Source organism: Microvirga subterranea (assembly GCF_003350535.1).
Lineage (GTDB): Bacteria > Pseudomonadota > Alphaproteobacteria > Rhizobiales > Beijerinckiaceae > Microvirga > Microvirga subterranea.
On sequence record NZ_QQBB01000003.1, the window covers coordinates 526,127 to 540,914 of the forward strand.

The 14,788-nt window shown below is 66.2% G+C and carries 12 protein-coding genes; 9 read left to right on the plus strand and 3 right to left on the minus strand.

The features are described from left to right. Positions 1-13: 13 nt before the first annotated feature. From DES45_RS10610 to DES45_RS10645, 7 genes are all read left to right on the plus strand, one after another. The gene (locus tag DES45_RS10610; protein ID WP_114769938.1) at positions 14-2,188 is read left to right on the plus strand and encodes a RelA/SpoT family protein; all 2,175 of its coding nucleotides are present in this window, start codon (positions 14-16) and stop codon (positions 2,186-2,188) included. An 8-nt stretch (positions 2,189-2,196) separates the two neighbouring features. Next, positions 2,197-2,895: a gamma-glutamyl-gamma-aminobutyrate hydrolase family protein gene (locus tag DES45_RS10615; RefSeq protein ID WP_114769939.1), complete on the plus strand. Its 699-nt coding sequence runs from the start codon at positions 2,197-2,199 to the stop codon at positions 2,893-2,895. A 520-nt stretch (positions 2,896-3,415) separates the two neighbouring features. Next, entirely contained in the window at positions 3,416-5,548 is a 2,133-nt protein-coding gene (locus DES45_RS10625) for a peroxidase family protein (protein WP_114769941.1), read from the plus strand. 243 nt (positions 5,549-5,791) lie between these two features. Beyond that, the gene (locus tag DES45_RS10630) at positions 5,792-6,517 is read left to right on the plus strand and encodes a hypothetical protein (protein ID WP_147282384.1); all 726 of its coding nucleotides are present in this window, start codon (positions 5,792-5,794) and stop codon (positions 6,515-6,517) included. Between the two features lie 174 nt (positions 6,518-6,691). After that, positions 6,692-7,474, plus strand: coding sequence for an outer membrane protein (locus tag DES45_RS10635; protein ID WP_114769943.1), 783 nt, complete (start codon positions 6,692-6,694; stop codon positions 7,472-7,474). Between the two features lie 146 nt (positions 7,475-7,620). Next, positions 7,621-8,205 (plus strand): orotate phosphoribosyltransferase, encoded by a 585-nt coding sequence (gene pyrE / locus DES45_RS10640; protein ID WP_114769944.1) that lies wholly within the window; start codon positions 7,621-7,623, stop codon positions 8,203-8,205. 243 nt (positions 8,206-8,448) lie between these two features. Continuing rightward, positions 8,449-9,096 carry a LabA-like NYN domain-containing protein gene (locus DES45_RS10645; RefSeq protein ID WP_114769945.1) on the plus strand — a complete coding sequence of 216 codons (648 nt, stop codon included), beginning with the start codon at positions 8,449-8,451 and terminating at the stop codon, positions 9,094-9,096. Between the two features lie 106 nt (positions 9,097-9,202). Here DES45_RS10645 and smpB read toward each other — a convergent pair whose 3' ends face one another. Next, positions 9,203-9,676, minus strand: coding sequence for an SsrA-binding protein SmpB (gene smpB, locus DES45_RS10650; RefSeq protein WP_114769946.1), 474 nt, complete (start codon positions 9,674-9,676; stop codon positions 9,203-9,205). A gap of 5 nt (positions 9,677-9,681) precedes the next feature. Beyond that, positions 9,682-10,566, minus strand: coding sequence for a 4-hydroxy-tetrahydrodipicolinate synthase (dapA, locus tag DES45_RS10655; RefSeq protein WP_114769947.1), 885 nt, complete (start codon positions 10,564-10,566; stop codon positions 9,682-9,684). Positions 10,567-10,743: 177 nt separating this feature from the next. Here dapA and DES45_RS10660 point away from each other — a divergent pair, with 177 nt between their 5' ends. Both DES45_RS10660 and DES45_RS10665 read left to right on the plus strand, forming a co-directional pair. Further along, positions 10,744-12,846, plus strand: coding sequence for a lytic transglycosylase domain-containing protein (locus tag DES45_RS10660; RefSeq protein WP_114770004.1), 2,103 nt, complete (start codon positions 10,744-10,746; stop codon positions 12,844-12,846). A 39-nt stretch (positions 12,847-12,885) separates the two neighbouring features. After that, positions 12,886-13,788 (plus strand): alpha/beta fold hydrolase, encoded by a 903-nt coding sequence (locus DES45_RS10665; RefSeq protein WP_114769948.1) that lies wholly within the window; start codon positions 12,886-12,888, stop codon positions 13,786-13,788. Positions 13,789-14,093: 305 nt separating this feature from the next. Here DES45_RS10665 and DES45_RS10670 read toward each other — a convergent pair. Further along, on the minus strand, positions 14,094-14,788 hold a 695-nt coding region (locus DES45_RS10670), incomplete at its 5' end, for a porin (protein ID WP_210210202.1).

Here is a 14,788-nt window from a genome sequence, read left to right on the forward strand (position 1 = left end):
AGATTGCCGACGAATGATGCGCCAGTACGAACTTGTCGAGCGGGTCAAGCGCTATAACCCCTCGGCCGACGAGGCGCTTCTCAACCGCGCTTACGTGTACGCCATGATGGCGCACGGCAACCAGAAGCGCGCATCCGGCGATCTGTTCTTCGGCCACCCCCTCGAAGTGGCCGCCATCCTGACCGAGCTGAAGCTCGACGACGCGACCATCGCGGCGGCGGTGCTCCATGACACGGTCGAGGACACCGAGGCGACGCTGGAGGAGATCAACAAGACCTTCGGGCCGCAGATCGGCTCCCTGGTCGACGGCCTGACCAAGATCAAGCGCCTCGACCTGGTGTCGAAGCGGGCCGCGCAGGGCGAGAACTTCCGCAAGCTCCTGCTCGCCATCGCGGACGACGTGCGGGTGCTGCTGGTCAAGCTCGCCGACCGCCTGCACAACATGCGCACGCTCCAGTTCATGCCGCCGGAGAAGCGCAAGCGCATCGCCGAGGAGACCCTGGAGATCTACGCGCCGCTCGCCGGCCGCATGGGCATCCAGGAAATGCGGGAGGAGCTGGAGGACCTGTCGTTCCAGAACCTCGACCCGGAGGCCTACGAGGCGATCGTCCGGCACCTGCGGGACGTGACGGCCAAGGCCGAGAAGCTGGTCGAGGAGATCGAGAACGACCTGACCGCGAAGCTGAAGGCGCAAGGGATCGAGGCGAGCGTGACGGGCCGCCAGAAGCGGCCCTATTCGATCTGGCGCAAGATGGAGCGCAAGTCCGTCTCCTTCGAGCAGCTCTCCGACATCTTCGGCTTCCGCATCATCGTGGGCACCATCGACGAGTGCTACCGGGCGCTCGGCGTGGTCCACACCACCTGGCCGATGGTTCCGGGCCGGTACAAGGACTACATCTCGACCCCGAAGCAGAACGACTACCGCTCGATCCACACGACCGTGATCGGCCCGGGCCGGCAGCGCGTGGAGCTGCAGATCCGCACCGTCGACATGGACGAGGTGGCGGAATTCGGCATCGCGGCCCACGCCCTCTACAAGGAGGGCGTCAACGGCAATTCCCGCCTCGCCAACGAGAGCCGGGCCTACCAGTGGCTCAGGCGCACCATCGACCTGCTGGCGGAAGGCGACAACCCGGAGGAGTTCCTGGAGCACACCAAGCTCGAGCTCTTCCACGACCAGGTCTTCTGCTTCACGCCCAAGGGCCGCCTCATCGCCCTGCCCCGCGGCGCGACTCCGATCGACTTCGCCTATGCGGTCCACACGGATGTCGGCAACACGGCCGTGGGCTGCAAGATCAACGGCCGCATGGCTCCGCTCCTGACCGAGCTGCAGAACGGCGACGAGGTCGAGATCGTCCGCGCCGACGGGCAGACCCCTCCGGCCGCGTGGGAATCCCTCGTGGTCACCGGCAAGGCCCGCGCCTCGATCCGCCGCGCCACCCGCGCAGCTGTGCGGCGGCAATATACCGGCCTCGGCCGCCAGATCCTGGAGCGCGCCTTCGAGCGTGCCGGACGCGCCTTCTCGGACGAGAAGCTGAAAGGCGCCCTGCCCCGCCTCGCCCGCGCCTCGATGGAGGACGTGCTGGCCGCCGTCGGCCGCGGCGAGATGTTCTCCGGCGACGTGGTCCGGGCGGTCTATCCGGACTACAAGGACGAGCGCCGCGCCGGCGCCGAAGCGGGAGCTGCGGCCCGCTCGAACGGCGCCGCAAAGGACGGCTCGGGCGAAGCCTCGACCGGCGGCATCCCGATCCGCGGGCTCAACGCCGACGTGCCGATCCGCTTCTCGCCGGAGGGCGGCGCGGTGCCCGGAGACCGCATCGTCGGCATCCTGACCCCCGGCGAAGGCGTGACGATCTACCCGATCCAGTCGCCGTCGCTCGCCGCCTTCGACAACGAGCCCGACCGCTGGATCGACGTGCGCTGGGACCTGGAGACCCACGACCACCAGCGCTTCCCGGCGCGCATCAAGCTCCAGTCGATCAACGAGCCCGGCTCGCTCGCGCAGATCACGCAGGTGATCGCCGATCACGACGGCAACATCGACAACGTGAACATGAAGCGCCGGACCCAGGACTTCACGGACATCACCATCGACCTCACCGTCTGGGATCTGAAGCATCTCAACGCCATCATCGCGGAGCTGCGCGCCAAGCGCGTGGTGAGCCGCGTCGACCGGGTCACCGGATAGGACACCGCATGAGCCGCAAGCCCCGCATCGCCGTCATCATGGACGAGAACACCAGCGTCGATGGCACCCGCTACGACACGTCCAAGGCCTATTTCACGGCCATCCACCGCGCCGGCGGACTGCCGTTCGGCATTCCCTACCTGGCGGATCTGGTCGGCCCCGTGGTCGAGGAGTTCGACGGGTTCGTGAGCGTCGGCGGACGGATCAACTTTCCGGAAGCCTGGTATGTGGAAGGCGACCGCTCCCAGTACCAGCCCTCCGACCGCCTCGCGGTCGAACAGGCGCTGATGGAAGGCTTTCTCGCCCGGAACAAGCCCGTTCTCGGCATCTGCAACGGCATGCAGATGCTCGGTTGCCTCCATGGCTGCCGCATGGTGTCGGACGTGCACGCCTCGTGGCCCGGCGCCCTCAATCACGACGAGCGGAACGCCGTCCATGCCGTGAAGGTCCGGAACGGCACGAGGCTCGCCGGCATCCTCGATACCGAGGCGTTCGACGTGAACACCTTCCACCGGGAAGCGCTCGTCACGGTGTCGGACCGCGTCGTGGCCGCCGCGCATGGCCCCGACGGGGTCTTCGAGGCGATCGAGGTGCCCGAGCACTCCTTTGCGGTTGGCCTGCAATGGCACCCGGAAAGGTTCGGGCCGGACGAAAACCATCCCGGCACGCGGGTCTTCGACGCCTTCGTGGCGGCGGCCCGCGGCTGACCGCAGGAATGTTTGGCCTTCGCGGCCGCTGTCACGGACATATTTTCCGCCGCGCGGACCGGAGAAAGAATTCCGCCGACGGAAACATCCGCGACAGGAGACATTTCGAGGTATAGCGCCCCTGCGGCTCGGACCCAGAAGCAAAGAGCGTTTCCCCTATCCGATCATCTGTTGGGGCACTACTCGCAAGAATGAGGGAACGACGCGGCGGAACGCACCTAACCCGTCCGAGATCGGAAAGAATGCTGGGCTAATATTCAGAGTAGTGCCCGCGCCCAAAATTCCCGCCTGAGTTAACTCGTCGATAGTCTTCACAATTTCGCGAATGAGTCGCATTGTTCTTTTGCATAAAGCAGAGAGCAAAATTTCTGGCAGTATAGTCATCTATTTCTCGGCGTGAGCGCCCGTCTTTCACTGGGCCTCGTCTGCGCGTTCATGAGCTTTTTCATTCCTTCAGGGCCGCTGGCGTCCATGGCCGACGTGCGCGGCCGGCTGTCCGCGTTGGCGGGAGGATCCTGATATGGCGATCAGCAGCTTCTACTCCTTTCTCAGCTCGATCCTGACCCGCAATTCCGACGGGACCGGCAACAACTTCTTTCATCCCGACTGGGGCTCCGCAGGCCATACCTTTGTGCGCGTGGCGCCCAACAGCTATCTCGACGGGCAGGGCCAGATGGAGCTTCTCCCCACCGCACGCTCCATCAGCGACGCGGTGATGGCGCAGCCCATCGGCCTCGACATTCCCAACGCCGCCGGCCTGAACGAATTCCACCAGTTCTTCGGGCAGTTCCTGACGCACGACATCGCCGAGGCGCCCCTCGGGCCGAACGGGGTCGATGCGCCGGTGTTCATCCCGGGCCTGCCGTTTCCGTTCAACAGGACGCCTTTCGAAACCGTCGGCGGCGTGCGCCAGCAGCACAACGAGGAGACGAGCTTCCTCGACCTGTCGCAGGTCTACGGCCACAACACCACGATCCTCAACATCCTGCGCGACGACATCGTGGTGAACGGCCGGACGGTGCAGTCCGCCAAGCTCCTGACCTCGGGCGACGCCAACAACCTGCTGCCGACCTTCGCCCAGGTCGCGGCCGATTCAGGCAAGACGGTGGCCGAGGTGAGGACCATCATCAACGGGACGGCGCCGGCCGCCTTCGATCCGAACCAGTTCGCCGCCGGCGACAACCGCGCCAACCAGAACGGCGCGCTCCTCACCCACCAGACCATGTGGATGCGCGAGCACAACTGGCAGGTCGATCGCTTGGCCGAGAAGTTCCCGACCTGGTCGCAGAACGCCCTGTTCGAAGCCGCGCGCGCCATCACCGAGGCGGAATGGCAGCACGTCGTCTACGCGGAGTACCTGCCCAAGCTCGTGGGCAACAGCGCCATCAAGGCCTACAGCGGCTACAAGCTCAACGTCGATCCGTCAGTCATCAATGAGTGGACCACGGTTGCCTTCCGGTTCGGGCATGACCAGTCGAGCAACAGCTTCAGCAACCTGCGCGAGGACGGCCAGACGCAGAACACCTTCACGCTGAGCCAGTCCTTCGCGCTCGCCAACATCGCGCAGGCGGTCCGCTCCAGTGGCGAGATGGACGAGTGGGTGCGCGGCCAGCTCTCCCATTACACGCAGGAGATCGACGGCAAGATCGTGGACGGCAACCGCAACGCGCTGTTCGGAATCGGCGCCACCGTCGACCTCAACGTGTTCGACATCCAGCGCGCCCGCGACCATGGGGTCGGCAACTACAACGTCCTGCGCAAGGGCCTCGGCCTGTCGGCCTATACGAGCTTCGAGTCGTTCGCGGCGGCCAACCAGCTCGACTCCGCGACGCTCCAGGCGCTCAAGGACGTCTACGGCAACGACGTCAACAAGCTCGATTCCATCGTCGGCGGGCTTCTGGAGAAGAACTACCGCGACTCGCAGCTCGGCGAGACCTTCACCCGCCTCACCGTGATGCAGTTCGAGCGGCTGCGCGACGGCGACCGGTTCTATTACGAGAACCGCTTCCTGCTGAACAAGGACGTGAAGGCCGACATCGAGTCGACCACCCTCGCCGACATCATCGCCCGCACGAGCGGCATCAAGCACTACTACCACGACGCCTTCGCGGCCCACGAGCGGATCGGCGGCGGGTCCGGGAACGATCCGCTGAACGGCACCTCGAAGGCCGACCTCATCATCGGCTTTTCCGGCAACGACACCGCAAGCGGCGGCGCCGGCGACGACGACCTCTACGGCGACGAGGGCAACGACGATCTCTCGGGCGGCGCCGGCAAGGATGTGTTCAAGGGCGGCCTCGGAAACGACGCCCTGAAGTTCGGGTCCGACTCGGTCAAGGACATCGCGGTGTTCGATACGGCGCTTGGTCCGGACAACATCGACACGATCGCGAACTTCACGGCTGCGGACGAGATCCATCTGAGCAGGACGATCTTCACCGCGTTCACGAAGTCCGGGGTGCTGGCGAGCGCGGCCTTCCATGTCTCGGCGACGGGCGCCGCGGCCGATCCCCTCCACAGGATCATCTACGATTCGACCACCGGCAACCTCTACTACGACCCCGACGGATCGGGCGCGGCTCCCGGCGTCCAGTTCGCCAAGCTCGATCCCAAGTTCACGCCGACGGCAGCCGATTTCGTGGTGATCGGCTGAACGGAATTGCACCGCACCTAATCATTGTCGTCCATTCATTGTCATCGCGCCCGGCCCCAAGCCGGGCGCGATCTTTTGAAGCCGCCGGCGGCCTTTACGGCCGGGACCGCAGCCGCTACCCAGGCCGGCGTTCAAACCGGTTCCGCTCGGCCGTTCCGGCCCGCCGTCAACCTTTCATTAACCACGCGGCCCTTGACTGCTGCCGACCTGCCTTTTGCCGATCCGATTGTTTTGGACATTGCGATGCCAGCCTCCCGCCATAGCCGCCAGGCCGCCCTGGCCCTTATGCTTCTCGCGCCTGCGACTGCCCATGCTGCCGAGGACGAGATCTGGAACGCCTGGATCACGCCTTCGTGGCTCGACGCCCATGTGGCCGCCCTGCGGAGCACGCCCGGCACCCGCCGCGCCTATGCGCTGAACCGCACCGAGATCTGGGCGAGCGGCATCGCCCGCTCCACCAAGGAGGCCTTCGGGGCGTCGCGGCTCGACGAGGCGGTGGGCGCGAGGCTCCGGCCCTTCCAGGACATCGCCTTCACGGTCGGCACGGCGATCGCCCACACGGGCGAGTTCACGCGTTCCCTCTCGTCCAGCGTGAACTGGGAATCGTCCTGGTCCCGCAGGCTGAAGCGCCTCGGCGGCCTTAAGGTCGACCTGACGACCGCCGGAGCCTTCGGCAGCGGCCATACGGCCTATTCCCAGTCGATCTCCGGCACCCTCGGCATTCCGCTGGAGCTTCCGCTCGGAACCTGGACGACCGAGCTCAAGCTGTCGCCGAGCATGAATCTCGACATGGCGAGCGGCGAAGTGGGTACGCATTTGGCATCCGAGCTGGTCGGCCGGACCGTTCTTGGGTCCGAAACCGACGCGTTCAGCTCGGTGCTCAATCTCAAGATCGGCTACGGCTTCGCGCCCGAAACCCGCCCCTCGGCCTTCGCAGGGGTCGAGATCAGGATCACGCCGAACCTGTAGCCCTTGAGCTCACGTCGGTATTTCTTACCCGTTTCCTGACGGGGCGTCCGGCCTGCTTACCAAAGGTAAACCACGCTGGCCGAAATCCAGTCCCATCCGGGGCTTTATTGCCCTTCCGCAACAGACAAAAAGCCTCTCGGTCCTTATGTCGTGGCCACCATCTTGAGGTGTCCAATGAACAAAACTCTCCTCGCCGCAACCGCCCTGGTGGCCCTTTCCTCCGCCGCGACCGCGGCCGACCTCCCCTACCGCAGCGCTCCCGCGTCTTACGGCGCCGCTCCGGTCTTCACCTGGGCCGGCCCCTACGTGGGCGTGAACGCCGGCGCCCTATGGGCCAGCCGCACGCGGCCCGAACTCTACGACGCGTCCGGCCTGCCCTTCCCCGGCCCGATCTCGGACAGCGACAGCGCGGGCGTCTCGGTCGGCGGCACCGTCGGCTACAACATGCAGTTCGGCCCGAACTTCGTGGCCGGCGCGGAAGCCGATCTCTCCTGGGCGAACCTCAACCGCAAGAGCCGCCTCTCCAGCATCGACCGCCCCGGCGGCGAGCTGACCGTCACCTCGGCCGAGTTCAACAACAAGCTGGACTATTACGGGACCCTGCGCGGCCGCCTCGGCGTGCTCGCCATGCCGTCCCTGCTGCTCTACGCCACCGGCGGCGTTGCCTTCGCGGACGCGAAGCACTCCGGCCTCGGCACGTCCGTGACCGCGGACGACGACGGCGTCGCCTTCGGTTCGAAGTCCTCGACCAAGTGGGGCTACACCCTCGGCGCCGGCATGGAATACGCGCTGAGCAACAACCTGTCCGTGAAGGGCGAGTACCTCTATGTGGGCCTCTCCGACACGCGCTACCTCATGACCGACGTCGCCGACGGCGCTCCCATGTCGTCCGTGAAGGACCACAACGACTTCTCCACGGTGCGCGTGGGCCTCAACTACCGCTTCGGCGGCTTCTGAGACCGCTTCATCGAGACCTCCCAAAGAACCTACTTGGCCCGGCTCCCCGCCGGGCCTTTTTCGTAAAGGAAGGCGCCGCAGGGCCGGCGGCACTTGCCTCGGAGGCGAGCGCCTGCCAAAGAGCGCCCGAAGCTGGAGACCACGCCATGACCCCGAACGACGTCCTCAATGAATTCCGCTCCGCAGGCGCGCTGCTGGAGGGGCACTTCGTTCTCTCGTCGGGCCTGCACAGCCCGGTCTTCCTGCAGAAGATGTTCGTGTTCCAGGACCCGGCCCGCACGGAGCGCGTCTGCCGCGCCCTCGCGGAGAAGATCAGGCAAGCCTACGGCCCGGTCGACTACGTGGTCTCGCCCGCGGTGGGCGGAATCGTGCCGGGCTACGAAACGGCCCGCCATCTCGGCTGCAAGGCGATCTTCGTGGAGCGCGAGAACGGCGTCTTCGCGCTGCGCCGCGGCTTCGCGATTCCGGAGGGGGCGCGGGTCGTGATGGTCGAGGATATCGTGACCACCGGCCTCTCCTCCCGCGAGTGCCTCGCGGCCCTCAAGGAGCATCCCGGCCAGGTCCTCGGTGCTGCCTGCCTGATCGACCGCTCAGGCGGCAAGGCGGATCTCGGCGCGCCCCTGGTGTCTCTGGTCCAGCTCGACATCCCGGCCTATCCGGCCGACCGGCTGCCGCCGGAGCTCGCTGCGATCCCGGCCGTTAAACCGGGGAGCCGGAGTCTCAAGACGTAGAAAAGCTGTTTACTGTGTTATAAGCAGCTTGACCGCAGACCTGCCATTATCTTGACACGAACAGAGCGCGTGGCTTTACTGTCATTAGTTAAATTTTTACTCACCTGATGGGTTGTCGGAAGCCTGCTAACGGGCACGTCTTAAAAGCTGTCGCGTAATTGTATTTCAACCGCGAATGATTTTGATGTCGCTCTGATCGATACGGCTTCTTTTACGCCCCTGACGGCACCACACGAGACGACTATGTCAGGCCAGCCACGGATCGCGCTCTTCATCGACGGCGCCAACCTCTACGCGACGACGAAGACCCTTGGATTCGACATCGACTACAAGCGCCTGCTCAAGGAATTCCAGGGCCGCGGCTCCCTGGTCCGGGCGTTCTACTACACGGCCCTGGTCGAGGATCAGGAATACTCGTCGATCCGCCCGCTGATCGACTGGCTCGACTACAACGGTTACCGGGTCGTCACCAAGCCGACCAAGGAATTCGTGGACTCGGCCGGCCGCCGCAAGGTGAAGGGCAACATGGACATCGAGCTCGCCATCGATGCCCTGGAGCTGTCCCCCTACATCGACCACATGGTGCTGTTCTCCGGCGACGGGGACTTCCGTTCCCTGGTCGAGGCCATGCAGCGCCGCGGGGTGCGGGTCTCGGTGGTCTCCACCGTCACCACCCAGCCGCCCATGGTGGCCGACGAGCTGCGCCGTCAGGCGGACGAGTTCCTGGATCTCGCCCATCTCGCGTCGCGCATCGGGCGCGACCCGTCGGACCGCCCGCAGCGCTCCTCCGGGGACAACGCCGACCGGCCCCGCCCGCAGCACACGCCGAATACGGGCCTGGAGCGCCGCTACGGCATTCGCCAGAATCAGGACGAGGACTTCGATATCTGAGGCTGGCGACGACAGCCCTCTACACGAAGGTGCCCAATGAAAAGAGCGCTCCACCCCAAGGTGAGAGCGCTCTTGGTTTTTGAGGGGTCCATGGGCGGGCCGGGCGTCAGCCCTTCTCGCGCATGAGGCGCGCCCTCTCCCGGTCCCAGTCGCGGGCCTTCTCGGCCTCGCGCTTGTCGTGGAGCTTCTTGCCGCGCCCGAGCCCCAGCTCCACCTTCGCCCGTCCTCGATCGTTGAAGTAGATCTTGAGCGGGATCACCGTGAAGCCTTCGCGCTGAGTCGCCCCGAGCAGCTTGTCGATCTCCCGCTTGTGCAGGAGAAGGCGGCGCGGGCGGCGCGTCTCGTGGTTGAACCGGTTGGCCTGAAGGTATTCCGGGATATAGGCGTTGAACAGGAGCATCTCGTTGCCCGAGGGTCCGGCATAGGCCTCGCCGATGGTCGCCTTGCCCTGGCGCAGGGATTTGACCTCCGTCCCGGTGAGCGCGATGCCAGCCTCGTAGGTGTCGAGGATCTCGTAGTTGAACCTCGCCTTCCTGTTGTCGGCGACGACGCGATGAGAGTTCTTCTGGTTGTTCTTCATGTCGTTCAGGCGTTGACCAGGCCCGCATGGGTCATGGCGGAGCGGATCGTCTGCTTCGTCCCGTCGGAAACCGGGATCAGCGGCAGGCGGACGGTGTCCTCCATCATGCCCAGCACGGACAATGCATATTTGGCGGGCGACGGATTCGTCTCGATGAACATGGCCTCGTGCAGCGGCATCAGGCGGTCCTGAACCTTCAGGGCCGACGCGTAGTCGCCGCGCAGGCAGGCCGTCTGCATCTCGGAGCAGAGCGCCGGAGCCACGTTGGCCGTGACCGAGATGCAGCCGTGGCCTCCATGGGCCATGAAGCCCAAAGCCGTCGCATCCTCGCCCGAGAGCTGGATGAAGTCCGGCCCCATGGCCTGCCGCTGCTGGCTCACGCGGGCGATGTTGGCGGTCGCATCCTTGACGCCGGCGATGTTCTTGAGCTCGTAGAGCCGCGCCATGGTGGCGACCGACATGTCGATCACCGACCGGCCCGGGATGTTGTAGATGAGGATCGGGATGCCGATGGCGTCGTTGATCGCCTTGAAGTGCTGGTACAGGCCTTCCTGGGTCGGCTTGTTGTAGTAGGGCGTCACGATCAGGACCGCGTCCGCCCCCACCTTCTCGGCGTGCCTGGAGAAGCCGACCGCCTCGGCGGTGCTGTTGGAGCCGGCGCCGGCGATCACCGGAACCCGGCCCTTCGCCTCCTCGACGCAGATCTCGACGACCCGGTTGTGCTCCTCGTGGCTCAGAGTCGGGCTCTCGCCGGTGGTGCCGACCGGAACGAGCCCGTGGGTGCCGTTCTCGATCTGCCAGTTGACGTGGGCCCGCAGCGCTTTCTCGTCCACGGCCCCGTCCTTGAAGGGGGTCACTAGAGCCGTGATGGAGCCTTTGAACTGGGTCATGGATATTCCTCGAGAACGATGCGCCGGGTCGGGAAAGGCGGTCGGGCCTTACACATAAGAGCTGCGGCGCATCCGCGCAAACCGTCCTATGGGCTGTTGTCCTAGCCCGGCTGTTGGTGTTTTCTCAAGAGAAACGTCGTCACAATGCGGGACAGTCACGACGGCAAGGGGAACATCATGATCCTGCGAACGCGCCTCCTGACGCGCCTCATGGCGTCCGTCGCCCTCGTCCAGCTCTCGGGGCTCATCGTTCACGCCGCGGATTCCCCGGTTCCCCCGCCCGACCAGGTCCAGGCCGGGGCCGCCGCCCCGAGCCTCACGGGCCTGCCGCCCAATACCCCCGAACGCTTCGTGCCGCTGATGAGCACGTTGGGAGACCAGGACTACCTCCCGATGATCCTCAAGGCCTATCGCGGCGGCGACTGGACCGAGGCCGTCATCCTGAGGACCAAGCTGTCGGACCCGGCGGCGATGGCCCTGACGGAGTGGTTCGCCATCCGCGGCGGCATCCCAATCGGGTTCGACCGGATGATGGCCTTCCAGACCGAGAATCCGGACTGGCCCGTGACGGCGCAGCTCCGGCGCAAGAGCGAGGAGGCCCTGGTGGCCGAGCGCAAGCCCTCAGGCCAAGTGCGGGCGTTCTTCGCCAAGCAGGCGCCGGTCACCACTTCGGGCCGGATCGCCCTTGCGTTTGCCCTCAAGGCGGACGGGATCGACCAGGAAGCCAATGCCCTCATCAAGCAGGTCTGGCGCGAGGACAGCTTCGGCAACGACACGGAGGACAGGATCCTCGACCGGTTCGCGGGCGTGCTGGGCGAGGCCGACCACCGTTACCGGATGGAGCGCCACCTCCTGAAGGAGAACTGGGGCGCCGCCACCCGGGCCGCCGGCTATGCGGGCAAGTCCTATGACACCCTGGTGAAGGCTCGGATGGGCGTCTACCAGGGCAAGAAGAAGGCCGAGAAGGCCTTCGCGGCTGTGCCGGCCTCGCTCCGCAAGGATGCCTCCTTCCTGTTCTCGCGGGCGCTCTACCTTCGCCGGAGCAACAAGTTCGCCGAGGCCGCCGCCCTGATCCAGCAGGCGCCGCGGGACCACGAGCAACGCGTCGACGGCGACGAGTGGTGGGCGGAGCAGCGCCGCATCACCCGCGAGCTGTTGGACAAGGGCGATCCCAAGACAGCCTACGACGTGGCGAGCCATCACGCGGCCGAGTCGCCCGCCCAGCAGATCGAGGCGGAGTTCCATGCCGGCTGGATCGCTCTGCGGTTCCTGGACGACCCGAAGAAGGCCGGCGAGCACTTCGCCACGGTCGCCAAGACCGCCTCGACGCCGATTTCCATCGCGCGCATCGCCTACTGGCAGGGCCGCGCCGCCGAGGCGGCGGGGGCGGATGCCGACGCGAAGCTCTTCTACGAACGGGCCGCCGAGAAGGCGACCACCTATTACGGCCAGCTCGCTACCGACAAGCTCGGCCTGAAGGTCGCCTTGCGGACCGTCGACCCCCTGCCCGAGGACGAGCGCCGGGCCTTCGAGAAGCTCACCCCGGTCCGGGTCGTGAAGCTGCTGCAGCAGATCGGCGAGAACGAGCTCGTCCTGGCGCTCTACAGCGACCTCGCCCAGAACCTGACCGATCCCGGCCAGCTCGACGCCCTCGCGGCCCTGGCGTCCGCCGAGAAGAACCCGCGCGCGGTTCTGGCCATCGGTAAGATTGCCACGCAGCACGGCTTCCCCCTCGACCTGCATGCCTATCCCCTGGCGGGCATTCCGGAATTCGAGCCGGTCGGCGACGAGGTCGAGCCCGCCATGGTCTACGCCATCGCCCGGCAGGAGAGCGCCTTCAACCCGCGTGCCATGTCGAGCGCCGGCGCCCGCGGCCTGATGCAGCTCATGCCGGCCACCGCGAAGCGCACCGCCCAGCGCTTCGGCGTCGGCTTCGACCTCGACCGCCTGGTCGATGACGCCTCCTACAACGCGAAGCTCGGCGCGGCGCATCTCGGCGAGCTGATGGAGGACTGGAAGGGCTCGCACATCCTCGCCTTCGCGTCCTACAACGCGGGCGGCGGCAACGTCATGAAGTGGATCAGGGCCTATGGCGACCCGCGCAAGCCTGGGGTCGACGTCGTCGACTGGATCGAGCGCATTCCGTTCTACGAGACCCGCAACTACGTGCAGCGGGTGATGGAGAACCTGCAGGTCTACCGGCGGCGCCTGAACGATCCGACGCCCGTCACGCCATCCGCCCCGCCTGCGACCGCGGACGCGACAGAGTCCCGCTATTGAGGCAGGATGCCCCGCGTCGAATCGGGGCGGGAGCGTAGGATGAGCGGCGGTTTTCGGGAGCTTTTCGTATCGGCCGCCGACGGCCTGCGCCTCTACGCCCGCGACTACGGGCCGGAGACCGGCGACGCGCTGCCGGTCGTGTGCCTGCCGGGGCTCGCTCGCACGGCGGAGGACTTCCACGAACTGGCGGAGGCGCTTGCTCATGATCCGGTGCGCCCGCGGCGCGTGCTCTGCCTCGACTATCGGGGCCGCGGCCGGTCGGAATGGGACAAGGACTGGCGCAACTACGATGTGCGGGTCGAGCTCAACGACACGCTCCAGGTCCTCGTCGTCGCCGGGATCGAGGCGGCGGTGTTCGTCGGCACCTCCCGGGGCGGGCTGATCACCATGGCGCTCGGGGCGATGCGCCCCACCCTGCTGCGGGGCGCGGTTCTCAACGATGTCGGCCCGGTCATCGAAGGCAAAGGCCTCGCCCGCATCCGCGGCTATGTGGGCAAGCTGCCGCAGCCGCGGACCCTCGAGGAGGCCGGGCAGATCCTGAGGCGGATGTCCGATGCGCAGTTCCCACGCTTCTCCGAGGAGCAGTGGCAGAGAATGGCCCGCGGCACCTGGCGCGAGGAGAACGGAAGGCTCGTGCTCCGCTATGATCCGACGCTGATGAAGACCCTCGAGGCCCTGGATCTCGAAATGCCCCTGCCCGTCCTCTGGCCCTTCTTCGAGAGCCTGTCCGCGATCCCGGTCCTCGCCATCCGTGGCGCCAATTCCGACCTCCTCGGCGCCGAGACCCTGAAGGCCATGCAGGACAAGCACCCACGCATCAAGGCGATCACCGTGCCGGACCAGGGCCACGCCCCGGCCCTCGAGGGCGAGCTGATCGAGGCGGTCCGGAGCCTCGTCGCCGAGGCGGAGCGCATGCCGGCGCAGAGCCCTACGGCGGCCTGAGCCGAGATTTCCCATTTCGTAAAACGACCGATGCCACGTTCCCGTCGCGAGCGATGACAACGTCGCAGAGATCGTCTTGCCGAGTTGCGCGGAGTCCAGGCGCGACCACTCTCTCCTGACCGGTGGCGTGCGTCCGCCTGACCCGAACCGGCTCCAGCGTGCTAGGCGGCCCCGGCTCCGCGGCTCTTTCATCCGCAGCAAGGTTTTCAGCCCTGCCCCGGGGGATCATGCACGTCGCTCCCTTCAGACAAAAGAAAAACCCCGGTGTTGCCACCGGGGTTCTCCTGACCAATCGGATGAACCGATTAGAAGTCGCGCTGGACGCGGAGACGGCCTTCCCAGGCGCTGTCCGAACCGTAGGACACGCCGTTCGGGAAGATCACCCGGCCGCGAGGATCCAGGTTCACGTACATGACCTCGACGCCGAGATCCAGGCCGGAGACCGGCTGCCAGAACACGTTCGTGCCGAGGCGCCACTCGTTGAAGTCCGAGAGACCGGTCGCGAAGCCGTTCACGAGAGCCTGGGCGTTGTTGCCGTACTCGATCCGCATGTACGAACCGAAGACGTTCTGGCGGATCTGCGGGGTCCAGTAGTGGCGCAGACCACCGGCAACCGACCAACCCTCACCCTGATCGATGTCGCCATTGATCGGGTTGATGTAGGCGTCGACGAAGCCGAAGCGCGGGGACAGACCCGTCGCCGGGCCGAGGTTCACAGGCGAGTTGCCGCCCGAGAGGTAGGCGAGTGCGCCGCGAGCGTAGGTCGCCGCGATCCAGGCCGCGTCGCCCGGAGCGAGCATCGGCAGGTTCACGTGAGCCGTCGCCGACAGAGCGAAGCCGTACTCGGTGTCCGGGAAGTCGGCGAAGCCGGTGACCGGGTTCACGAACAGGTTGTCCGAGCGGATCTGGTGAACCGCGCCGGAGAGCTGAGCGCCACCCCAGGTGCCGACATACTTGATGTTGGCGACCACGTCCGGAACGCGCTGACCGGCGTACGCAA

What these genes read in the sequence shown, in the direction of transcription:
- DES45_RS10610 (WP_114769938.1), top strand. Translation starts at nt 14, where the DNA reads ATGATGCGCCAGTACGAACTTGTCGAGCGGGTCAAGCGCTATAACCCC.
- DES45_RS10615 (WP_114769939.1), top strand. Translation starts at nt 2,197, where the DNA reads ATGAGCCGCAAGCCCCGCATCGCCGTCATCATGGACGAGAACACCAGC.
- DES45_RS10625 (WP_114769941.1), top strand. Translation starts at nt 3,416, where the DNA reads ATGGCGATCAGCAGCTTCTACTCCTTTCTCAGCTCGATCCTGACCCGC.
- DES45_RS10630 (WP_147282384.1), top strand. Translation starts at nt 5,792, where the DNA reads ATGCCAGCCTCCCGCCATAGCCGCCAGGCCGCCCTGGCCCTTATGCTT.
- DES45_RS10635 (WP_114769943.1), top strand. Translation starts at nt 6,692, where the DNA reads ATGAACAAAACTCTCCTCGCCGCAACCGCCCTGGTGGCCCTTTCCTCC.
- pyrE (WP_114769944.1), top strand. Translation starts at nt 7,621, where the DNA reads ATGACCCCGAACGACGTCCTCAATGAATTCCGCTCCGCAGGCGCGCTG.
- DES45_RS10645 (WP_114769945.1), top strand. Translation starts at nt 8,449, where the DNA reads ATGTCAGGCCAGCCACGGATCGCGCTCTTCATCGACGGCGCCAACCTC.
- smpB (WP_114769946.1), bottom strand. Translation starts at nt 9,676, where the DNA reads ATGAAGAACAACCAGAAGAACTCTCATCGCGTCGTCGCCGACAACAGG.
- dapA (WP_114769947.1), bottom strand. Translation starts at nt 10,566, where the DNA reads ATGACCCAGTTCAAAGGCTCCATCACGGCTCTAGTGACCCCCTTCAAG.
- DES45_RS10660 (WP_114770004.1), top strand. Translation starts at nt 10,744, where the DNA reads ATGATCCTGCGAACGCGCCTCCTGACGCGCCTCATGGCGTCCGTCGCC.
- DES45_RS10665 (WP_114769948.1), top strand. Translation starts at nt 12,886, where the DNA reads ATGAGCGGCGGTTTTCGGGAGCTTTTCGTATCGGCCGCCGACGGCCTG.